The following is a 20,669-nucleotide window of genomic DNA, read 5'->3' as shown; positions in this document are numbered from 1 at the left end:
CCGGTCCGAGACCGGTGTAGAATGCGCCCCTTCGGGGGCTGATCAAACGTTACAGGAATACCAAAGATGGAAGTCATTCTGCTGGAAAAGATCGATAACCTGGGCACCCTGGGCGACCGCGTCAACGTGCGTCCGGGATTTGCGCGCAACTTCCTGCTGCCGCAGGGCAAGGCCAAGTTTGCCACCGCCGAGAACATCGCCGAATTCGAGGCGCGTCGCGCCGAACTGGAAAAGGCGGCGGCCGAGGCCCTGGCTGCGGCCGAGGCCCGCAAGGAAAAGCTGGACGCAACCGTGCTCGAGATCACCGCGAAGTCCGGTGGCGAAGGCAAGCTGTTCGGCTCCATCGGCCCGGCGGACATCGCCGACGCGCTGACCGCCAAGGGTACCGAAGTCGAAAAGCGCGAAGTGCGCATGCCGGAAGGTCCGCTGCGCACCACCGGTGAATTCGAGATCGGCCTGCACCTGCACTCGGACGTGGACGTCGACATCCGCGTCGTCGTGATCGGCGAAGAGTGATCCGCCGGATGTCGGGAGGGTGGCCCCACCGGGTCGCTGATACCCGGCACATGGGCGGGTTCGTCGCATGAACTCGCCCATGATCCCGAACCCGCGGGTCCCCCCGCATTCCGAGGAGGCCGAGCAGGCGGTCCTCGGAGGGTTGATGCTGGATAACGCTGCCTGGGACCGGGTGGCGGACCGCATCACTGCAGACGACTTCTACCGCCATGATCACCGCCTGATCTTCCGGGCAGTGTCCGCGTTGGCGGATCGTAATGCCCCGTTCGACATGGTCACCGTGTCGGAGCAGCTGGATCGCACGACCGAGCTGGAATCGGCCGGGGGCATGGCCTATCTCGGACGGCTGGCCGCCGAGACGCCGAGTGCGGCCAACATCGTGGCCTATGCGGATATCGTCCGCGAGCGCTCTATCCTGCGTTCGCTGATCTCGGTAGGGACCGAGATCGCCGATTCCGCCTATACCCCGGACGGCCGCGGTTCCAAGGAACTGCTGGACGTGGCGGAGCAGAAGGTCTTCCGTATCGCCGAGCAGGGTGCGCGCGGGGCCCAGGGCTTTCGCGGGATGAAGCCACTGCTGACGGCGGCGGTGGACCAGATCGAGTATCTCTACGAAAGCCAGAATCCAATCACCGGGATTGCCACCGGTTATCAGGATCTGGATGCCCTCACCTCGGGGCTGAATCCGGGCGATCTGGTGATCGTGGCCGGGCGGCCTTCGATGGGGAAGACCTCGTTCGCGATGAACATTGCCGAGTATGTGGCGATGAAGAACTCCGAGCCGGTCGCGATTTTCTCCATGGAGATGCCGGGTGAGCAGCTGGCCATTCGCCTGCTGTCCTCGATGGGGCGGATCAACCAGCAGAAGCTGCGCTCCGGACGGTTGGAGGATGGCGACTGGCCGCGCCTGACCAGCGCGGTGCAGATGCTGTCCGAGGCCCCGCTGTACATCGACGATACCCCGGCGCTCTCGCCCACCGAGCTGCGAGCTCGGACCCGGCGGTTGATGCGTGAACACAAGGGCCTGGGGCTCATCGTGGTCGACTACCTGCAGCTGATGCAATCCCCCGGCAGCAGCGAGAATCGCGCCAACGAGATCTCGGATATCTCGCGTGGCTTGAAGGCCCTGGCGAAGGAGCTGAGTGTGCCGATGATCGCGTTGTCGCAGCTCAACCGTTCGCTGGAACAGCGTCCGAACAAGCGCCCGGTAATGTCCGACCTGCGCGAGTCCGGGGCCATTGAGCAGGATGCGGATATCATCGCCTTCGTTTATCGCGACGAGGTCTACAACGACGAGTCGCCCGACAAGGGCACGGCGGAGATCATTATTGCCAAGCAGCGTAATGGCCCCATCGGGACCGTGCGCCTGACCTTCCACGGGCAGTTCACCCGCTTCGAGAATTACGCCCCCGACGTTTACGGCGAGATCGGCCACTAGGCACGACGTGAGACGCGCGGCCAGTATGCAGCTCCATCCCGAGGCACTCCGGCACAACCTGGGTGTGGCGCGCCGCTTGGCGCCGGGCGTTCCGATGTGGTCGGTCATCAAGGCCGAGGGCTACGGCCATGGTCTGTTGTGGGCGGCCGAGGCCCTGGCCGAGGCGAGCGACGGGCTGGCCGTTTCCCAGATTGGCGAGGCCCGCGCCCTGCGCGCTGCCGGCTTCCGCGGCCCGCTGCTCGTGTTGCAGGGCCCCCGCGACGTCTCCGAGGCGCATGCCTGTACCGAATTCGACCTGCAGCCCGTGCTGCACGACGCGACGCAGCTTGACCATCTCGACGCCGCTGGCGTGGTGCTTCCCGTGGTCTGGGTCAAACTCAACACCGGCATGAATCGCCTGGGTTTCGCGCCGCAGGTGGCAAAGCGCGTCGCCACGCGTTTGCAGGCCGCCGGGCACGGGTGCGGTGGCCTGCACTGGATGACGCACCTGGCGTGCGCCGACGAGCCCGGACATCCGCAGAATGCCCGCCAGCTGGAACAATTCGGCGCGTCGGTTTCCGCTTTCCCGGGGCTCCGTAGCGTGGCCAATTCGGCGGCCCTGTTCGCCGGCTGGGGCCGCGGTGCGGGGTCGGCGGCGCCGGGTGACTACTGGGCCCGGCCCGGCATCATGCTCTACGGCGCGCATCCGGCCTCGGTCCCCGTCGAGCACCTCCCGGAGGGCCCGGACGGTGATCTGCGCCCGGCGATGACCGTGCGCGCCCCGATCATCGCCACCCAGCCTCTCGAGCCTGGCAGTACGGTGGGCTATGGCGCGACCTGGACCGCCGCCGCTCCGGGCCGTGCCGGGATCGTGGCAATGGGATATGCCGATGGCTACCCGCGGCATGCCCCGTCGGGCACGCCGATCCTTGTGCAGGACCGGCTCTGCCCCCTGATCGGACGTGTCTCCATGGACATGCTGGCGGTGGACCTGTCCGGGTTGCCGGAGGTGCAGGTCGGTGCCATGGCGACGTTGTGGGGCGAGGGCCTGCCGGTGGAGCGGGTCGCCCGCGCGGCGGGCACCATCAGCTACGACGTGCTCACGCGCGTGGCGGACCGGCTGCAGCCCGGAAACTGACGGAAACGCCGGGTACACTGTCCGGTCAGCAATCCGTGGCCCGAGAGACCCCAATGACCGATTTCGATCCCAGCGAATACGACCCGCAGACCGTCGCCATCCGCTATGGCTACCAGCGCACGCCCGAGGGCGAGCACTCCGAGGCGATCTTCCCGACCTCGAGCTTCGTGTTCGGCTCGGCCGCGGAGGCCGCCGCGCGCTTCGGTGGCGAGGTCCCGGGCAATATCTATTCGCGCTTCACCAACCCCACCGTGCGCACCTTCCAGGACCGCCTGGCCGCGCTGGAAGGCGGCGAGGCCTGCGTGGCGACCGCCTCCGGGATGTCCGCGATCCTGGCGACCATGATGGGCCTGCTGAAGGCGGGCGATCACGTGGTTTGTTCGCGCTCGGTGTTCGGGACCACCACCGTGCTGTTCAACAACTACCTGGCGCGTTTCGGCGTCGAGGTGACCTACGTCGAGCTGTCGAACCTCGAGGCCTGGGAACAGGCGACGCAGTCGAACACGCGGCTGTACTTCTGCGAGACGCCATCGAACCCGCTGGGCGAGGTGGTGGACATCCGTGCGCTGGCCGACATCGCCCATCGCCGCGACGTGCTGCTCGCGGTGGACAACTGTTTCTGCACGCCAATTCTGCAGCGCCCGCTGGATCTGGGCGCCGATATCATTATCCACTCGGCGACCAAGTTCCTTGATGGCCAGGGCCGCTGCCTCGGCGGTGCCGTGGTGGGCGACGCCGAGCGGGTGGGCAAGGAGGTCTACGGCTTCCTGCGCACCGCGGGTCCGACGTTGTCGCCGTTCAACGCCTGGGTGTTCCTGAAGGGGTTGGAGACGCTGCCCCTGCGCATGCGAGCGCACAGCGATAACGCACTTAATCTGGCGCAGTGGCTCCAATCCCACCCCGCGGTCACGGCCGTGCATTACCCCGGCCTCGAAGATCACCCGCAGCACGCGGTCGCCAAGCAGCAGCAAAGTGGCTTCGGCGGGGTGCTCAGCTTCGAGGTCGCCGGCGGGCGCGACGCCGCCTGGTCGGTGATCGACGCCACGCAGTTCCTGTCGATCACCGCGAACCTGGGGGATGCCAAGACCACCATTACCCATCCGGCCACCACCACCCACGGTCGCGTGGACCCGGAGAAGCGCGAGGCCCAGGGTATTACCGAGGCCCTGGTGCGGGTCGCGGTCGGGCTCGAGGCCGTCGCCGACATCCAGCGCGATCTGGCGCGCGGCCTCGACGCCCTGGGCTGAGACGGGTATGTCGGCTTCCAGCGGGGAGGCCCGTTCGCAGCCGCGCCGGCGGCGCCCGCGCTGGCGCGTCCTGCTGACTGTGGTCATTGCGTTCCACCTGCTGGGCTTCCTGTCCTCGCTGGATGCGCTGATGTCCACCCGCACATCGCAGGGCGCGGTGGCCTGGATCGTTTCACTCAACACCGTGCCGTATGTGGCTGTCCCGGCCTATTGGGTGTTCGGCGCCAGCGAGTTTCGCGGCTATGTCGTGGCGCGCCGCGACGAGGACTCCAGCCTGGCCCGCGCGCTGCAGCCGAAGACCGAGGAGCTGTGGTCGCACCAGTACGTCGCGCAGGAACCGAGCAAGCATCTGGATGGCGTACAGCAGCTCGCCCGCTGGCCGTTTCTCCACGGCAACGAGGTCGAGCTCCTGGTGGACGGCGAGGCGACCTTCGACAGCCTCTTTCGCGGCATCGAGCAGGCCGAGCGCTACCTGCTGGTGCAGTTCTATATCGTGCGTGACGACGCGATCGGGCGCGAACTCCAGCGCCGGCTGGTGGAGCGTGCCGAGGCCGGTGTCGAGGTCTATTTCCTGTATGACGAGATCGGGAGCTACCGCCTGCCCGGATCCTATCTGGATACCCTGCGCGAGGCCGGTGTGCACGTGCAGCACTTTCACTCCACCCGCGGACGCGGCAATCGCTTCCAGCTGAACTTCCGCAATCATCGCAAGATCGTGGTCGCCGATGGCGAACAGGCGTGGGTCGGCGGGCTGAACGTGGGCGACGAGTACCTGGGCCGTGATCCGGCAATCGGTGCCTGGCGCGACACCCACCTGCGTATTGCGGGGCCGTCCGCCCTCGCGTTGCAGTCGGTGTTCCTGGAGGACTGGCACTGGGCCACCGAGGCGGTCCCGGAGCTGGAATGGAAGCCGGCGACCATGGCGGAGGACGGGGTCCCGGTACTGATCCTGCCCTCCGGTCCGGCCGATGAATTCGAGACCGCCAGCCTGATGATGCAGCAGGCGATCCACGCGGCGGACCGGCGCATCTGGATCGCCAGCCCGTACTTCGTGCCCGACGAGGGCGTGCAGGGCATGCTCAAGCTGGCCGCCTTGAGCGGCGTCGACGTGCGCGTGCTGATTCCCGAGGTCACCGACAACCCGCTGACCACGCATGCGGCCTACGCCTTCCTGGGGCCGCTGCTGGACGCCGGCGTGCGCATCTATCGTTACGAGGAAGGCTTCCTGCACGGCAAGGCGTTCGTGGTGGACGACATGGGCGCGGCCGTGGGTACGGTGAACCTGGACAACCGTTCCTTCCGGCTGAACTTCGAGGTCACGGCACTGGTGCTGGACCCGGCCTTCGCGCGCGAGACGGCGCGCATGTTCGAGGCCGACTTCGCCCGTTCCCGCGAGATGACTCCGCAGGACGTGAACGATCTCCCGCTCTGGCGCCGCGTGGCCGCGCGTGCCGCCTACCTGCTGGCGCCGGTGCTGTAATGTTGTTGTGCTTCCCTGCTTGATCTATCTCATGTGACCGGTCCGCGACGCTGCTAGACTTGTAAAAAGAATGCTCTTTCGAGGCCTGCCCGTGTCGCGAGCCCTGTCCCATCTGCTGACTCTGCTGATTGCCGCCGCGCTGTTGCTGGCGCCGATCGCCGGTGCGGGCATGATGCATGGGGATCACGGGGCGGCAATCGCCACGCCGGGCCACTGTCCGGATCAAGGCGCCACCTCGCCCTCGGAACCCCTGCCTTTGGACCCCGCGGTTCAGGCGGACTTCTCGGGCTGCGAGATGCCGTGCGCGGTTTGCGGTATCTGCGGGGCCTCCGCCTTGCCTTCCTCCGTGACCAAGCCGGTCACTGCATCGCTGTCCCGCCCCGTTCCGGGGGCCGTGGCCATGGGTCCCGGCGCCCGTTCGGGCCCGGATCTGCGTCCCCCTCTCTGAGTCCTCCCTGGCCGGGCGTCCGCCCGGCCCCGGGCGATTGCGGATCGCCCCCTCGATACGCGAAACCGCGTATCGCCGTTGAATTTAAGTCCTTGGGAGGACTCCATCATGATGAATGAACAAGGTTTTGGCTGGCTGGGCGGTATGGGTCTGGGCGGAGGCCTGATCGGGCTTCTGGTCCTGGTACTGCTGATCCTCGCGATCGCCGCGTTGATCAAGTATCTGTTCGGTGGCCGGTAAGGAGTCACGCGATGACGACGTCAGAAACGAAGCCGGCGACCGCCCGCGAGGCGGTGGTCATCGTCCCCGGCATGGGGTCGGACCACTGCGGGGGCATCGTGCGCTCGGCGCTGGAAAAGACCCCGGGGGTGACCTCGGTGGGGACCAATATCGCCCGGCACCGGGTGACGGTGGGGTATGACCCCGACCAGGTCGACCCGCAGGGGCTGCGCGCCGCGGTGGAGGGCGCCGGCTACGACGTCGCACAGGTCGAGAGCGAGGCCGGGGGTTCCGGTTCGGTGCGGCTGGTGGTGCCGGGCATGGGTTCGGATCACTGCGCCGGTATCGTGCGCGCGGCGATCGAGAAGCTCGCCGGGATCGAGACGGTGCGCACCAACATCTCCGACCACCGCGTGACGGTGGAGGTGACGCCGGACGGGCCCGATGGCGAGGCCCTGCGCGCGGCTGTGGAGGGGGCCGGCTACGACGTGGCGGCGGTGGAGACCGACGACGCCGCCAGCGAGGCGGACGACGCGGCGATCGACGCCGCCTACGTGAAGCAGGCCTGGAACCGTCTGTGGTTCGCGATGGTGCCGACCATCGCGATCATGGTCCTGATGATGCCGCACATGTTCTGGCAGCCGATCCCCGGCTATCTGTTGATCATCGCGTTGCTGGCCTTCCCGGTGGTGTTCCTGGCGGGGGGCGCGGCCACGCATCGGTCCGCCTGGCGTTCGCTGAAAAGCGGCAACCTGAACATGGACGTGCTGATCTCCATGGGCTCGCTGCCGCCCTACCTGATCGGGCTGGTTGGTTTCGTCTATCCGATGACCTCGTTCATCGAGATGGCGGCGACCATCATGGCCTTCCATATGCTCGGGCGCTATCTGGAGTATCGCGCGAAGGGCGAGGCCTCCTCGGCGATCCGCAAGCTGCTGGACCTGGGTGCCAAGACCGCCCGGGTCGAGCGTGATGGCGAGGAGGTCGAGGTGTCGGTCAAGTCGCTCCAGGTGGGCGACGTGATGATCGTGCGCCCGGGCGAGAAGGTACCGACCGATGGCGAGGTGGTGGCGGGCGAGAGCACCGTGGACGAGTCCATTGCCACCGGCGAGTCGGTCCCGGTGGACAAGGGCGAGGGCGACACCGTCCTCGGCGCCACCCTGAACCAACAGGGGCGATTGAAGGTGCGCGCCACCCGCGTCGGCGCCGATACCTTCCTTTCGCAGGTAATCCGCCTGGTCAACGAGGCGCAGGGCTCGCGCGTGCCGGTGCAGGAACTGGCGGACCGCATCACCGCGCGCTTCGTGCCGGCCGTGCTGGTGATCGCGCTGGCCGCGTTCGCGGCCTGGCTGGCGTTCTCCGGGGCGTTGCAGCCGATCCTGGTCTGGGGCGAGGGCTTCCTGCCCTGGGTCGATTCCGAACGCCCGCCGCTGGTGCTGGCGATCCTGGCGGCGATCGCCGTGCTGGTCATTGCCTGCCCCTGTGCGCTGGGGCTGGCCACGCCCACCGCGCTGATGGTCGGCTCCGGCATGGGGGCCGAGCGCGGCGTGCTGATCCGCTCGGGCTCCGCGATCCAGACGCTCAAGGACATTGCGGTGATCGTGCTCGACAAGACCGGCACCATCACCCGGGGGAAGCCCGCGCTGACCGACGTCATCCCGACTGAGGGTTTCGACGAGTCCCGCGTGCTGCGGGCGGCGGCGGCCGTGGAGGCCGGTTCCGCGCACCCGCTGGCCGACGCCATCGTGCAGGGTGCGCGGGACCGGGCGCTGGAGGTCGCCGAGGTCGAGCAGTTCCAGTCGCACACCGCGCGCGGTGTGGAGGCCCGCCTGGACGGCGAACGAGTGCTGGTGGGCAGCCAGCGGCTGCTGGAGGAGCAGGGCCTGGATCCGTCGGCCCTGCTTGGGTCGTTGCGGGAACTGGAGGATGCCGGCAAGACCGCGATGCTGGTGGCCATTGGCGACCAGCCGGCCGGCATTGTCGCGGTCGCCGACACGCTCAAGGAAGAGTCGCAGGCCGCGATCGAACAACTGCATGACCTCGGTATCCGCTGCGTGATGGTCACCGGCGACAACGAGCGCACCGCGAAGGCCGTGGCTGCCCAGGTGGGGATCGACGAGGTGCGCGCCGGGGTGCTGCCGGAGGGCAAGGTCGAGGCCATCCGCGAGTTGCAGAAGGAGTACGGCGAGCACGTGGCGATGGTCGGCGACGGCATCAACGACGCCCCGGCCCTGCAGCAGGCGAATGTCGGGATCGCGATCGGGGCCGGCGCCGACGTCGCGATCGAGGCCGCGGATGTGACCCTGGTGCGCGGGGAGCTGACCAAGGTCGTCGAGGCCGTCCAGCTGTCGCGGCTGACCTTCCGCAAGATCGTGCAGAACCTGTTCTGGGCCTGGGCCTACAACAGCGCCGCGATCCCGATCGCCGCGGCCGGCCTGCTGCACCCGATGATCGGTGTGGTCGCGATGACCGCCAGCTCGCTGTCGGTCATCGGCAATTCCATTCTGCTGCGCCGGAGCATGCCGGCAGCCGGTACTGGAGAAAAGCAATGATGAGACGACGTCAGTTTCTGGGGCTGGCCGCGGCGCTTCCCGTGATCACCACATTCGGCGGCTGGAGCCTGTTCAACCATGCAGTGTCCGCCCCTCGTTTCGACAACGCCCTGTTTCTGCCCGGCGCGGACGGCCCGTTTGCGGTCCTCGCACCCAACGAGCCGTTCACTCTGGTCGCGGAGCAGGGGTGGTTGCCGGTGCCGGGGCGCGAGGAGATCCCGTTCCTCTGGTACCGGACGCAGATGAACGGCCATGACTACCAGAATCCGATCCTCTTGTTGCGCACCGGCGATGAACTGGACGTGACCCTGGACAACCAGCTCGACGAGGGCACGATCATCCATTGGCATGGCCTGCATGTTCCGGGCCGGGTGGACGGGCATCCGATGCAGACGGTCGACCCCGGTGAGCAGTACGAATACCGCTTTAAGGTGACCAACCGCGGCGGTACCTACTGGTATCACACCCATGCCCATCACCGGACTGCGCGCCAGGCCCACCAGGGGCTGGCGAGCTTCCTGCTGGTGAGCGACGACGACAACGAGGCGCTGAACGAGGCGCTGGGGCTGGAACTCGGCACGACCGACCTGCCGCTGGTGCTGCAGGACAAGCGCTTCGACCGGCTCGGCCATCTGGTGTACCAGCCGAACCCGATGCAGCGGATGATGGGCTATCTCGGCGACGAGGTGCTGGTGAATATGACGCCGGCCGCGACGCACGAGGTGGAGCGGCGCATCCATCGCCTGCGCCTGCTGAATGGCTCCACCGCCCGGATTTACCGGCTGGCCCTGCGCGCGGAGGGGCAGGCCATTCCGTTTCGGGTCATCGGCACCGACGTGGGGCTGCTGGAGTCGCCCCGGGAGGCCCGGGAGGCCTTCCTGTCGCCGGGCGAACGCCTGGAGGTCCTGGTTGACTTCGCCGCGTTTGCCGGAGGCGACCGGGTCGAGCTGCACAGCCTGGAACTCGACCCGATGGCCGGTGGCGGCATGGGCGGAGGAATGATGGGGCGTGGCATGGGCGGCGGCATGGGTCGCATGATGGGTGGCGGCATGCACGACGGCGATCCGCTCGCATTGCTCGAGTTCGTGGTCCAGGAGGGCGAGGCGGTCACCGCCGAGGTGCCCGAGCGTTTGTCGCGGATCGAGCCCATCGACGTGACGGATGCCGGCCAGCGGGATATCCGTCTGGACATGGCGCCGATGCAGTGGCGCATCAACGGAGAGACGTACGACCCTGACCGGGTGCCGATCGAGGTGGATGCCAACACCCGGGAGGTCTGGACCATCCGCAATGCGGACCGCAGCATGCCGCACCCGATGCATATCCATGGCTTCTCGTTCCAGGTGCTGTCACGTTCGGGCGGTCCGGACTTCGTGCGCCAGCAGGCCGTGAACGATGAAGGCCTGACCGTCACGGACCTGGGCTGGAAGGACACGGTCCTGCTGTGGCCGGGCGAGACCGTGCGCATCGCGATCGACTTCACCCATCACTACGCTGGCGATCAGCTCTACGTGTTCCACTGTCATAATCTGGAGCACGAGGACAACGACATGATGGTGAACGTGCGCGTCCGGGCCTGACCGTGCGTAGCGACAGAGAGATGCCATGAGCGAACGACCGCGGCCGCACCCGGCCGTCTACCGTGAGGCCGAGGCCGCCCTGCGCGAGCGTGACCCGGAGGCCAAGTGCGAGCGTGTGCTGGAGCTGGCGCGCGCCTGGTGGGCGGATGAACTGGAGGGAACGGATGCCCCCGCGCCGCAACGCATGGAGGTGCCGGGACGGCCGGAGCGGCCGGTGCTGGTGCATCCGAAGGAGCTGTCGCGGCGAGGGCTGAATACCACTGCCGGTCGGGTCGCGCTGGTGCATGCGGTGGCGCATATCGAGTTCAATGCGATCAACCTGGCGCTGGATGCCGTGTACCGCTTCCGCGACATGCCGGCGCCGTTCGTCAGCGACTGGCTGCAGGTCGCGGCGGAGGAGGCGCGGCACTTCCGGTTGCTGCGGGCGCGTCTCCTCGAGCTGGGTGCGGACTACGGGGATCTGGCGGCCCACAACGGCTTGTGGGAGGCGGCGCTGGCGACCGACCATGACGTGATGGTGCGCATGGCGCTGGTGCCGCGGGTGCTGGAGGCACGCGGGCTGGACGTGACGCCCGGGATGATCGAACGTCTGACCGCGGCGGGCGATACCGACACCGTGGCCCTTTTGGAGATCATCCAGCGCGAGGAGGTCGCGCACGTGGCGATTGGTACGCACTGGTTCCGCGAACTGGCCCGGGCACGGGGTCTCGATCCCGAACCGCTGTTCCTCGACCTGCTGGCCGAATACATGCCCGGCCGCGTGCGCCCACCATTCGCGCACGCGGCGCGCCGCGCCGCCGGCTTCACCGAATCCGAGATGGCCCAACTGGAGGCCCAGGCCGCCGCCCCGACCTCCTCCTAGGGTGCGGTTGAGCGTAGCGAAACGCATCAACATGGTGTTTGTCTTCGCGATCCGAGGCTGGTCTTGGTTCATCCTCCGGTGTTTACCTGCCTCCGTCGGGCCGCCTGCCACGCGCTGACTCGCCAGCGCGCCGCGAGGTACTTTCTTGCTTGCCCAAGAAAGGACCCAAAGAAGGGCACCCGGATTCCGCCCGGGAACCTCGCTCCGGGCGCGCTGGGCCGGCGGCGCTGAACTCGCTACGCTGCGCTTCGCTCAGACATCCAGCGCCTTGTTCCGGCCCATCACGCCCTCCGCGAGGGGCTCCATACGGGAGGCGAAGGTCAAAACAGAAGGTATCCCGTAGGGTGCCGTTGAGCGCAGCGAAACGCACCGTTTCCCACGCCGCGCGTAACCCTGATGCGATTCGCTGCGCTCATCACATCCTACGCCCCCCGGCACCCGCTTCGCGGGTGCGGCACGCAACGGCCAAAGGCCGAGCGTGCCGAAGATGCTCGAAGACCTAGCCATCATCCACTGGCAAGCACGCGGGGATAGCCGTTGTTTGGATCTACCTCCCCGTTGTCGTCGCGCCGAGTGGAGAGGCTTTTCGCGGGACAAGAGGCGCTGGATGTCTGAGCGGAGCCGAAGGCGCAGCGAGTTCAGCGCCGCCCGCGAAAAGCCTCGGAGCGAGGGAAACCCCGGCCCGCGCAGCGGGCCGGGGTCGCGGCAGTCGGGCGTGTTTCTTGGGTACTTCTTTGCACGAGCAAAGAAGTACCTCGCGGTGCGCTCGCGAGAGAGCGCCTGGCAGGCGGTCAGACGAAGGCACGTAAACACCGGATGCCGATCCAGGACCAGCCTCAATATGCGGGGCTATCGATGCGTCGAAACGATTCGCTGTGCTCATCGGGACCCTGCGGGCTTTCTGTCAGGGCTTGGTGGGGGCGTTCGCGGGCAAGCCCGCTCCCACAACACTCGCTGTGGCGGATTCGATCAGGTGCAGAGGAGGTGTTCGGGGTAGGGCGCGCCGTCGAGCTGGCGCAGGACGGGGCCGGTCGCGCTGATTTCCAGGTACCCGGGGTGTTCGTCCCAGGCGGGCAGGACGCAGCGTTGGCGTGGCTGGCCGTCGACGGTCAGCTCATGGATCGCCGGGCGGTGGGTGTGGCCGTGGATCATCAGCGGGACGTCCGCGTCACGGAAGGTGTCGGCGACTGTCTCCGCATTGACGTCCATGATCGCGGCGGCCTTCATCTGACCCTTGTCGCGGCTGGCGGCGCGCATGGCTTCGGCCTGGCGGATGCGTTCTTCCAGCGGATGGGCGAGAAACGCCCGTTGCCATTCGCCACTGCGTACTTGCTGACGAAACGCCATGTGCTCGGTGTCGTCGGTGCACAGGGAGTCACCGTGCAGGAGCACGGCGGGTCCGCAGGGCAGTGCCGCATGCAGGGGGTCGGGAGCCAGCTGCATCCCCGCGCACGCGGCGTATGCCTCGCCCACGAGAAAATCCCGATTGCCATGGATAAAGGCCACCGGGATGTCCAGGGTCTTCAGGCCTGCGGCGAGCCGTTCGGCAGCGGGAAAGCCGGCGTCGTCGCCGACCCAGTACTCGAACAGGTCGCCCAGGATGTACAGAGAAGAGGCCGCGCGCGCCGGCCCTTCGAGGAAGGCGAGCGTGGCCTCGAGCAGGGGGCCGGGTTCGCGATCCAGATGCAGGTCGGAAATGACCAGGGCCGGCGCGCGGGCACTCACGAAGAGGTTAGTCCTCGACGCGCTTGACGCTTTCCATCACGACCGGCTCCTGCGGTACGTCCTGGTGCATGCCGGCGCGGCCGGTGGGAAGGGCCTCGATCTTGCGCACCACGTCCATGCCCTCGGAGACCTTGCCGAACACGGCATAGCCCCAGCCCTGCGCGTTCGGGGCCGTGTGGTTCAGGAAGTCGTTGTCGTTCACGTTGATGAAGAACTGCGCGGTGGCGGAATGCGGGTCCTGGGTGCGCGCCATGGAGATCGCACCGACCTCGTTCTTCAGACCATTGTCGGCTTCGTTGCGGATCGGCTCGCCGGCGGACTTCTGGTTCATGTCCTTGTCGAAGCCGCCGCCCTGGACCATGAAGCCCGGGATCACGCGGTGAAAGATCGTGCCGTCGAAGAAGCCGTCATCCACGTAGGAGAGGAAGTTGGCGACCGTCTCCGGGGCGGCTTCGGCGTTGAGTTCCAGCACGATGCGGCCGTGGTTGGTTTCGATTGCGACCTGCGGATGGGTGTCGGCCATGAGGGCTCCTGATGTAAAGAGGGTGATCAGCAGGGTGGCCAGCACGACGCCGAGCCGGGTACGGATGCGTTGCATTGGACTGACCTCCGGAAGATAAGACCGGCAATGGTACCCGCCACTGGCAAGGCCTGCCAGCATGCCGGAAGTGTGTGTGGGCGTGAGGGCGAGGCGCTGGTGAGCCGGTGGACGCTCCGCTACCATGCGCGCGATGACGAACTCGATAATCCGCACCCGCTTCGCCCCCAGTCCCACCGGCCTGTTGCACCTGGGCAATGTACGCACGGCGCTGTTCAGCGCCCTGCGGGCCCGTTCGCGCGGAGGGCATTTCCTGCTGCGCATCGAGGACACCGACGCCGAGCGCTCGCGCCCGGAGTTCGTTGACGCGCTGCAGCGCGATCTGCGCTGGCTCGGGCTGGACTGGGACGAAGGCTTTGGCGCCGGGGGCGATGCCGGCCCCTACGCGCAGTCCGAGCGCGGCGAGCTCTATGCGGGCTATTACAGCCAGCTGATCGGCAAGGGGCTTGCCTATCCCTGCTTCTGTTCGCCGGCAGAGCTGGAGCGCGGGCGCAAGCGCATGCGTGCCCAGGGCAAGCCGCCGCGCTATCCCGGGACCTGCGCCCATCTGAGTGCGGAGGAGGTCGGCCGGCGCGAGGCCGAGGGGCAAAAGCCCACGCTGCGTTTTCGTGTGCCACTGGGCCGGACCATCCGCTTCGAGGACGGGGTGCGTGGGCCGGTCAGCTTCCGTACTGACGAGATCGGTGATTTCGTGATCCGCCGCTCTGATGGCACGCCGGCCTTCTTCTTCTCCAACGCGATCGACGATGCCCTGATGGGCGTGACCGACGTGGTGCGCGGCGAGGACCATATCGCCAACACCCCGCGCCAGATGATGCTGTTGGAGGCCCTGGGCCTGGGCGCTCCGGCCTATCACCACCTGCCGCTGGTGATGGGGCAGGACGGGGCGCCGCTGTCCAAGCGCAACGGGTCCGCGAGCGTCGAGGAGTTGCGGACGAAGGGCTATCTGCCGGTCGCGATCCTGAACCACCTGGCGCGTCTTGGGCATCGCTACGAGAGCGATGCCCTGCTGTCGCCCACGGAGCTGGCGGCCGGATTCAGCCCCGAGCGTATTGGCCACAGCGCGGCGCGGCATGATCCGCAGCAGCTGGATCACTGGCAGTCGGAGGCCCTGCGCAGCCTTTCGGATGCCGAGATGCAGGCCTACCTGGAGGCAGCCGGGGTTCTGGAGGCGGTGGCTGCCGAGCAGCGCCCGGCGCTGGCGCGGCTGCTGCGCGACAACATCACCCGCGCCGAGGAGGCGCCACTGTGGGTCGCGGCGTTCGCCGCCGATCCGGCGCCGTACAGCGCGGCCGCGCGCGAGGAACTGACGGCCGCCGGCGCGGATTTCTTTAACGCGGGGCTGGAGGCGCTGGATGCGGCCGAGGATTTTCCCGCCCTGGCCAAGGCGGTGGGGCAGGCCACCGAACGCAAGGGGCGCAAGCTGTTTATGCCGTTGCGGGCGGCGTTGTCCGGGCAGACCTTTGGGCCGGAGCTGCCGCGTATCTGGGAGTATCTGGGGCGCGAACGCGTGCGTCTGCGCCTGGAAGCCGCGCGTCGTCACGCAGCGGGCTGAACCCGCGAGGAGCAAGTGCCCGCCGCCCGCAGGCGGGCGCTGGACGCCATCGTTCAGGCCGCTTCGTGGGTCCCGAAGGCGCGGGCGCGCAGGGTGTTGTCCAGCAGCATTGCCACGGTCATCGGGCCGACCCCGCCCGGCACGGGCGTGATCCAGGCGGCCTTCTCGGCGGCGGCGTCGAACTCCACGTCGCCGGTCAGGGTGCCGTCGTCGCGGCGGTTGATGCCGATGTCGATCACCGTGGCGCCGGGCTTGATCCAGTCGCCCTTGACCAGGCCGGGCTTGCCGACCGCGGCGACCACGATGTCGGAGTGCCGTGCAATGGCGGCGGTATCCGGGGTGAAGCGATGGCAGATGGTCGGGGTCGCACCGGCCAGCAGCAGTTCCAGGGCCATGGGTCGGCCGACGATATTGGAGGCGCCGATCACGCAGGCCGTGCGGCCCTTGAACGGTTCCTCGATATGCCGCAGCAGCTGGATGACGCCCCAGGGGGTGCAGGGGCGCAGGCGCGGCACGCGCGCCACCAGGCGGCCGACGTTGTACGGATGGAAGCCGTCCACGTCCTTGGCCGGGGAGATGCGCTCGATCACCGTCTCGGGGTCAATGTGATCCGGCAGCGGCAGCTGGACCAGGATGCCGTCGATGGTGCGGTCGGCATTGAGCTGGTCGATCAGCGCCAGCAGATCGGTCTGCGGCGTGCCCGCGGGCAGGTCATAGGAGTGCGAGACCACACCGACCTGTTCGCAGGCCTTGCGCTTGTTGCGCACATAGACCTCGGAGGCCGGGTTGGTCCCGACCAGCACCACGGCGAGGCCCGGCGGACGCAGGTCGCGGGCGGTCATGGATTCGATCTCGGTCGCGATTCTTGCGCGGTGGGTCTGGCCAATCGCGCGTCCATCGATGATCTGGGCCGTCATGGGGTCTCGCCTCCGGGGGAACGCCCGCGATCTTCCCATGGCGGGCGCGGGGGCTCAAGCGATTTGCCGGGCGGAATCTGCATGGGGGCGAGGCGGATGCCTCGGCCAGCGGAGGTGCCTGGCTACAGGGCCGCCGAGAGGCCGCTTGCGGGCGCGCTGGCCTCGCAGCGGTTGCGCCCGTCCTGTTTGGCGCGATAGAGCGCGTCGTCGGCACGGGCAATCAGGGTCTCGGCGGTGTCCCTGGATTTCGGGTTCGCGTCGAGGCTGGCGATGCCGACGCTGACCGTGACCGTCAGGGTATCTGGTGCGCAGGGCGGGGCGGCCTGGTGCCCGGTCAGGGTGATCGGGTGGCCGGATATGGCTTCGCGCAGCTTCTCGCCCAGCGCCATGGCTGCCTCGAGGTCGGTATGCGGGGCGACGACGACGAACTCCTCCCCGCCGAAGCGCGCGGCAAGGTCGGAGCGCCGCAGGACTTGCTGCATGCGTTCGGCCAGGGTCGTCAGGATGTAGTCCCCGATCAGGTGGCCCAGGCGGTCATTGATCGGCTTGAACTGGTCGATATCCAGCATCACGACGGACAATGGCTGGCCGTAGCGCCGGGCGCGGGATACCTCCTCGTCCAGCCGGCGATCCATGTGCCGGCGGTTGAACAGGCCGGTCAGCGGGTCGGTGATGGATTCGTGTTCCAGCCGCGTAATGTGGCGGATCTTCTCCACCGAGCTGTGGGTCAGACCGACCACGGTGCAGACGAAACACCCCCCGAGGAGGAAGATGGCCGGCACCAGGAGGTCGGGCAGGCCCTCGTAGAGCCCCCAGTTCAGCGGGATATAGCCGAAGTAGCCGAGGGTAAAGACCGGGACCAGAAAGAACATCATCTTCCAGCCGGTACGGACCCGGCTCTCGGGGAGCTCGCGCAGCAGCCGGGCGAGTGTCCATTGGGCATACAGGAGGCCGCTTGCCCCCAATACAATGGCTGTGTTGGCTACCCAGTCGAGCATCCGTCCCCTCCGCGCTCGCGACCCTGCGAACGTCCCAAGCCGACGTTAGCACGGGGCCGCGCCCGAGGGGAGGGCATTGCAGGCGGAATCTGTTGTTGACCGCGAACCCCTCGCGGGGCTACCATCCTGCGCTCGCTGTGTAGGCCCTTTAGCGGGGACGGCTCGACGGGGTATAGCGCAGTCTGGTAGCGCGCCTGCTTTGGGAGCAGGATGTCGGGGGTTCGAATCCCTCTACCCCGACCATGGCTCCCGGCCACGGTTTTCCGGCAGGCTCGGATCAGGCGCCATGGCCTCAATGCTCGGCGGTAACGCGCTCGTAGCTCAACCGGATAGAGCATCGGCCTTCTAAGCCGACGGTTGCAGGTTCGAGTCCTGCCGGGCGCGCCAGGGCCGCCCTTCGCGCAAGTAGCTGTACAGTGACACGGTGGTGACCGTAGCTCAGTTGGTAGAGTCCCGGATTGTGACTCCGGTTGTCGTGGGTTCGAGTCCCATCGGTCACCCCACCCCCTTTTTTGTTCAGGGGGCCGTTAGCTCAATTGGTAGAGCAGTGGACTCTTAATCCATTGGTTGTAGGTTCGATTCCTACACGGCCCACCATTTCTTTCCAGATCCTTGCATACCTTGTTGACGCTCGATTGATCGGGCTCGAAGCCGTGTGGGTGCGCATGGGGCATGAGCCCGCGTTTCGTGGCGGCTCTCTCTTCTTCCGTCTGATCTGTGTCTCCTTGAGGTGCCCGTCGCGGCGATCCCCCTGTGGGATGCGGAAGGTATTCTCCGGCTCTTTCGGAGGGACGTCCGGATAGCGTGACGACGCCCTCAGTCGCGTCCCCTACAGCGTGATTCCCCCCCCAGATGTCCGGTGATTGCACTGGTAGCCTCCCTTCTCGCTTGCGGCGAACGGCGACATGAAAACGTCGTTGTTCTGCCTCGTGATCTGATCGATGACACGAAGGGAGGCCATAAGATGGCGCTACTGGATCGTAGTCTTGAAAACCTGCTGCAGCTGCCGCGTGGCGCGAAGCAGGGGTTGATGGTGCTGGCAGACAGCACGATGCTGCCCCTTGCCCTGTGGCTGGCGTTTGTAATCCGCACGGGGCAGCCGCTTCCGGCCATGATGGTCGAGGCCTGGTGGCTTTTCCCGCTGGTTTCGGCGGTCGGTATTCTGGTGTTTGCCCGACTGGGGCTCTACCGGACGGTAGTGCGCTTCATGGGGGCTCGGGCGTTCAAGGCCGTGATCGTCGGTGTGCTGGCGCTCGCGGTGATGATCTGGGCGTCCACCGAGTTGACGCAGACACCCGGCTTCTTCGGAGCGATTTCGGTGAACTTTGCCCTGTTGGCCTTTGCCCTGGTGGCGGCCGGGAGATCTCTGGTGCGTAGCTGGTATCAGGCGGTCTCCGATGCGCGATCGGGGAGTGAGCGCGTGGTGGTCTTCGGTGCTGGCGAGGCGGGTATTCAGCTGGCCTCCGGGTTGCAGTCCAGTGGACGCTTCCGCGTGATGGCGTTCATCGACGAGGATCCGGCGGTCCAGGGGCGTGCCATTGACGATATCCCGGTATGCGGGCCCGCGGCCCTGGAGACCCTTGTGGACCAGTGCGGTGTCGCGCGCGTGTTGCTGGCCGTTCCATCGGCGAGTCGAGCCGATCGCCGGCGTATCCTCGAATGGCTGGAACCGTATCCGTTGCATGTGCAGTCGGTGCCGTCGCTGGAGGCGGTGGTGTCGGGGCAGGCACCGCTGGATCAACTGGAGGATCTCGATATCGCGGATCTCCTTGGGCGCGATCCGGTGCCGCCCAACGAGGCCCTGCTGGCCCGAAGCATCCGGGGGCGTGTAGTGATGGTGACCGGTGCCGGTGGTTCGATCGGTTCGGAGTTGTGTCGGCGCATCCTCAGCCTTGAGCCGGCCGCGTTGGTGCTTTTCGAACGTAACGAGTTCGCGCTCTACCGGATCGAGCAGGAACTCGCGGAGCGTCGTTCCGGCATGCAGACGGAGGTGGCGGTGCACGCCGTGCTCGGATCGGTCGCGAACCGCGCGCGGGTCGCCGAGGTCCTGCGCGAGCACGGTGTGCAGACGCTCTATCATGCCGCCGCCTACAAACATGTGCCGCTGGTTGAAGGCAACCTGCTCGAGGGCCTGCGCAACAACACGCTGGGTACGGCTGTGGTAGCCGATGCAGCGATCGCCGCGGGAGTCGAGCGCTTTATCCTGATCAGCACCGACAAGGCCGTGCGTCCGACCAACATCATGGGTGCAAGCAAGCGCCTGGCCGAGATGGTCCTGCAGGATCGGGCGCGGCGCCAGCATGCGACGGTCTTCAGCATGGTGCGGTTTGGCAATGTGCTGGGTTCGTCCGGTTCCGTGGTCCCGCTATTCCACCGGCAGATACGCGAAGGGGGGCCGGTGACGGTCACCCACCCCGAGATTACCCGTTACTTCATGTCCATTCCGGAGGCGGCCGAGCTGGTGATTCAGGCCGGCGCGATGGCCGAGGGTGGCGAGGTCTATGTCCTCGACATGGGGGAACCGGTCCGGATCATCGACCTGGCCCGGCGCATGATTCGCCTGCATGGCCATCAGGTGCGCGAGGGCGAGGCCGCCGGGGGAGAAGGCATCGCCATCACCTGTACGGGCCTGCGTCCCGGCGAAAAGCTCTATGAGGAGCTGCTGATCGGAGATAACGTGGAGGCGACGCCTCACGCCAAGATCATGCGAGCCCGCGAGACCTGCGTGGCGGCGGATGTCCTCGCCCAGGCATTGCAAGCGTTGAAGCAGGCCGACCACGAGCGGGATGCCCGGGCCGCGTTCGAGACACTGCGCCGGGTCGTGGATGGGTACAAGCCCGGGAGCGAGGAAGAGGCAACGCACAGTGCCCCGGCGTCGTCCTGCCCGCCACGACCGGTTCCGGCTCCGGTGCGCCCTGCAGTGGTGACCTATGCGCGAACGGCCGCGCCCGCTTCGCGGTAGGTGATGCGGCGGATCACGGTTCGGTGGTCGTGCACCTCGCATACCGTCGTGGATGACTCGCGGCCTTCGGTGCGGTCACGCGGGTTGCCAATGCACTGGCGTTGGCACCTCCGTACCTTTCCAGTGCCATGTCCGTACCGCTTGCCGGTCCGCGGATGTGTCTCGGAAATAACGTCCGGGTGGCTTCGCGGGCGGGCTGTCGCCAGTCGCCTTTCCGCCCCATTTTGGCCACGGTGCGCAAGGTGAGAGGCCCTGTGGTGGCGCGATATAGCGTGGTGGCAGGCCGAGCGGATCCATTCGGGGGGGCGCGTTGGCGCCCGATTCTTTCCAGGACCGGGTCTTTCCAGGACCAGGCGCGGCGTCCCGGCAAGTGGGGTCGACTCTTCCGCGGCCGTGCGGATGGATCCACGCCCCCCTGGGGGGGGGGGGGGGCGAGTGATGTTCTCCGGGCCCGC

At 67.3% G+C, this 20,669-nt stretch carries 17 protein-coding genes and 4 tRNA genes; 16 read left to right on the top strand and 5 right to left on the bottom strand.

Features of this window, described 5'->3' with window-relative positions; translation table 11 throughout:
• Positions 1–66: 66 nt before the first annotated feature.
• The 10 genes from rplI to D575_RS0100970 all read left to right on the top strand — a co-directional run bounded on the left by rplI (position 67) and on the right by D575_RS0100970 (position 11,459).
• The gene (gene rplI, locus D575_RS0101015; RefSeq protein WP_018144047.1) at positions 67–516 is read left to right on the top strand and encodes a 50S ribosomal protein L9; all 450 of its coding nucleotides are present in this window, start codon (positions 67–69) and stop codon (positions 514–516) included.
• A gap of 79 nt (positions 517–595) precedes the next feature.
• On the top strand, positions 596–1,954 hold the full coding sequence (dnaB, locus tag D575_RS0101010; RefSeq protein WP_018144046.1) for a replicative DNA helicase: 1,359 nt from the start codon (positions 596–598) through the stop codon (positions 1,952–1,954).
• Between the two features lie 7 nt (positions 1,955–1,961).
• A complete protein-coding gene (alr, locus tag D575_RS0101005) occupies positions 1,962–3,071 on the top strand; it encodes an alanine racemase (protein WP_026182002.1) in 1,110 nt (369 codons plus the stop codon).
• Between the two features lie 53 nt (positions 3,072–3,124).
• Positions 3,125–4,318: an O-succinylhomoserine sulfhydrylase gene (locus D575_RS0101000; protein ID WP_018144044.1), complete on the top strand. Its 1,194-nt coding sequence runs from the start codon at positions 3,125–3,127 to the stop codon at positions 4,316–4,318.
• Between the two features lie 7 nt (positions 4,319–4,325).
• Entirely contained in the window at positions 4,326–5,798 is a 1,473-nt protein-coding gene (gene cls / locus D575_RS0100995) for a cardiolipin synthase (RefSeq protein ID WP_018144043.1), read from the top strand.
• Positions 5,799–5,889: 91 nt separating this feature from the next.
• Positions 5,890–6,246 (top strand): hypothetical protein, encoded by a 357-nt coding sequence (locus tag D575_RS14500; RefSeq protein WP_196793817.1) that lies wholly within the window; start codon positions 5,890–5,892, stop codon positions 6,244–6,246.
• Between the two features lie 108 nt (positions 6,247–6,354).
• On the top strand, positions 6,355–6,486 hold the full coding sequence (locus D575_RS14605; protein ID WP_017925682.1) for a hypothetical protein: 132 nt from the start codon (positions 6,355–6,357) through the stop codon (positions 6,484–6,486).
• Between the two features lie 11 nt (positions 6,487–6,497).
• A complete protein-coding gene (locus D575_RS0100980; protein WP_018144042.1) occupies positions 6,498–9,017 on the top strand; it encodes a heavy metal translocating P-type ATPase in 2,520 nt (839 codons plus the stop codon).
• Positions 9,014–10,597, top strand: a complete 1,584-nt coding sequence (locus D575_RS0100975; protein ID WP_018144041.1) for a multicopper oxidase family protein — start codon at positions 9,014–9,016, stop codon at positions 10,595–10,597. Before D575_RS0100980 ends, D575_RS0100975 begins: the two co-directional genes overlap by 4 nt.
• 25 nt (positions 10,598–10,622) lie before the next feature.
• Positions 10,623–11,459: a ferritin-like domain-containing protein gene (locus D575_RS0100970; RefSeq protein WP_018144040.1), complete on the top strand. Its 837-nt coding sequence runs from the start codon at positions 10,623–10,625 to the stop codon at positions 11,457–11,459.
• A 252-nt stretch (positions 11,460–11,711) separates the two neighbouring features.
• On the opposite strand, the gene D575_RS14495 is transcribed toward D575_RS0100970, so the two are convergent.
• From D575_RS14495 to D575_RS0100960, 3 genes are all read right to left on the bottom strand, one after another.
• Positions 11,712–11,969 carry a hypothetical protein gene (locus D575_RS14495; RefSeq protein ID WP_155985165.1) on the bottom strand — a complete coding sequence of 86 codons (258 nt, stop codon included), beginning with the start codon at positions 11,967–11,969 and terminating at the stop codon, positions 11,712–11,714.
• Positions 11,970–12,428: 459 nt separating this feature from the next.
• Positions 12,429–13,184, bottom strand: a complete 756-nt coding sequence (locus D575_RS0100965) for a UDP-2,3-diacylglucosamine diphosphatase (protein WP_018144039.1) — start codon at positions 13,182–13,184, stop codon at positions 12,429–12,431.
• A 7-nt stretch (positions 13,185–13,191) separates the two neighbouring features.
• Entirely contained in the window at positions 13,192–13,707 is a 516-nt protein-coding gene (locus D575_RS0100960; protein WP_026182001.1) for a peptidylprolyl isomerase, read from the bottom strand.
• Positions 13,708–13,906: 199 nt separating this feature from the next.
• Between D575_RS0100960 and gltX the strand changes: the two genes are divergently transcribed.
• A complete protein-coding gene (gltX, locus tag D575_RS0100955) occupies positions 13,907–15,337 on the top strand; it encodes a glutamate--tRNA ligase (protein WP_018144037.1) in 1,431 nt (476 codons plus the stop codon).
• A 53-nt stretch (positions 15,338–15,390) separates the two neighbouring features.
• Here gltX and folD read toward each other — a convergent pair whose 3' ends face one another.
• Together folD and D575_RS0100945 are read right to left on the bottom strand one after the other, a co-directional pair.
• Positions 15,391–16,254, bottom strand: coding sequence for a bifunctional methylenetetrahydrofolate dehydrogenase/methenyltetrahydrofolate cyclohydrolase FolD (gene folD / locus D575_RS0100950; protein WP_018144036.1), 864 nt, complete (start codon positions 16,252–16,254; stop codon positions 15,391–15,393).
• A 122-nt stretch (positions 16,255–16,376) separates the two neighbouring features.
• Positions 16,377–17,252 (bottom strand): GGDEF domain-containing protein, encoded by an 876-nt coding sequence (locus D575_RS0100945; RefSeq protein ID WP_018144035.1) that lies wholly within the window; start codon positions 17,250–17,252, stop codon positions 16,377–16,379.
• A gap of 166 nt (positions 17,253–17,418) precedes the next feature.
• On the opposite strand from D575_RS0100945, the gene D575_RS0100940 reads away from it, so the two are divergent.
• From D575_RS0100940 to D575_RS0100920, 5 genes are all read left to right on the top strand, one after another.
• A tRNA-Pro gene (locus tag D575_RS0100940) sits at positions 17,419–17,495 on the top strand.
• Positions 17,496–17,562: 67 nt separating this feature from the next.
• Positions 17,563–17,639 (top strand) — tRNA-Arg (locus tag D575_RS0100935).
• 40 nt (positions 17,640–17,679) lie between these two features.
• Positions 17,680–17,755: transfer RNA gene (locus D575_RS0100930), tRNA-His, on the top strand.
• Between the two features lie 18 nt (positions 17,756–17,773).
• Positions 17,774–17,849, top strand: a tRNA-Lys gene (locus D575_RS0100925).
• Positions 17,850–18,216: 367 nt separating this feature from the next.
• Positions 18,217–20,214: a nucleoside-diphosphate sugar epimerase/dehydratase gene (locus D575_RS0100920; RefSeq protein WP_018144034.1), complete on the top strand. Its 1,998-nt coding sequence runs from the start codon at positions 18,217–18,219 to the stop codon at positions 20,212–20,214.
• Positions 20,215–20,669 lie beyond the last annotated feature (455 nt).

Source organism: Thioalkalivibrio sp. AKL6 (assembly GCF_000376905.1).
In the GTDB taxonomy this organism is placed as follows: domain Bacteria; phylum Pseudomonadota; class Gammaproteobacteria; order Ectothiorhodospirales; family Ectothiorhodospiraceae; genus Thioalkalivibrio; species Thioalkalivibrio versutus.
Note: the sequence above shows the minus strand (reverse complement) of the source record. Positions and strands in the feature narration are given on the sequence as shown.

Excerpts from the sequence above, each read along its gene's own strand:
- D575_RS0101000 (WP_018144044.1), top strand. The coding sequence starts at position 3,125 with ATGACCGATTTCGATCCCAGCGAATACGACCCGCAGACCGTCGCCATC.
- D575_RS0100945 (WP_018144035.1), bottom strand. The coding sequence starts at position 17,252 with ATGCTCGACTGGGTAGCCAACACAGCCATTGTATTGGGGGCAAGCGGC.
- D575_RS14605 (WP_017925682.1), top strand. The coding sequence starts at position 6,355 with ATGATGAATGAACAAGGTTTTGGCTGGCTGGGCGGTATGGGTCTGGGC.
- D575_RS0100980 (WP_018144042.1), top strand. The coding sequence starts at position 6,498 with ATGACGACGTCAGAAACGAAGCCGGCGACCGCCCGCGAGGCGGTGGTC.
- D575_RS0100975 (WP_018144041.1), top strand. The coding sequence starts at position 9,014 with ATGATGAGACGACGTCAGTTTCTGGGGCTGGCCGCGGCGCTTCCCGTG.
- dnaB (WP_018144046.1), top strand. The coding sequence starts at position 596 with ATGATCCCGAACCCGCGGGTCCCCCCGCATTCCGAGGAGGCCGAGCAG.
- folD (WP_018144036.1), bottom strand. The coding sequence starts at position 16,254 with ATGACGGCCCAGATCATCGATGGACGCGCGATTGGCCAGACCCACCGC.
- rplI (WP_018144047.1), top strand. The coding sequence starts at position 67 with ATGGAAGTCATTCTGCTGGAAAAGATCGATAACCTGGGCACCCTGGGC.
- D575_RS14495 (WP_155985165.1), bottom strand. The coding sequence starts at position 11,969 with ATGATGGCTAGGTCTTCGAGCATCTTCGGCACGCTCGGCCTTTGGCCG.
- cls (WP_018144043.1), top strand. The coding sequence starts at position 4,326 with ATGTCGGCTTCCAGCGGGGAGGCCCGTTCGCAGCCGCGCCGGCGGCGC.
- D575_RS0100920 (WP_018144034.1), top strand. The coding sequence starts at position 18,217 with ATGGCGCTACTGGATCGTAGTCTTGAAAACCTGCTGCAGCTGCCGCGT.
- gltX (WP_018144037.1), top strand. The coding sequence starts at position 13,907 with ATGCGCGCGATGACGAACTCGATAATCCGCACCCGCTTCGCCCCCAGT.
- D575_RS0100970 (WP_018144040.1), top strand. The coding sequence starts at position 10,623 with ATGAGCGAACGACCGCGGCCGCACCCGGCCGTCTACCGTGAGGCCGAG.
- D575_RS0100960 (WP_026182001.1), bottom strand. The coding sequence starts at position 13,707 with ATGGCCGACACCCATCCGCAGGTCGCAATCGAAACCAACCACGGCCGC.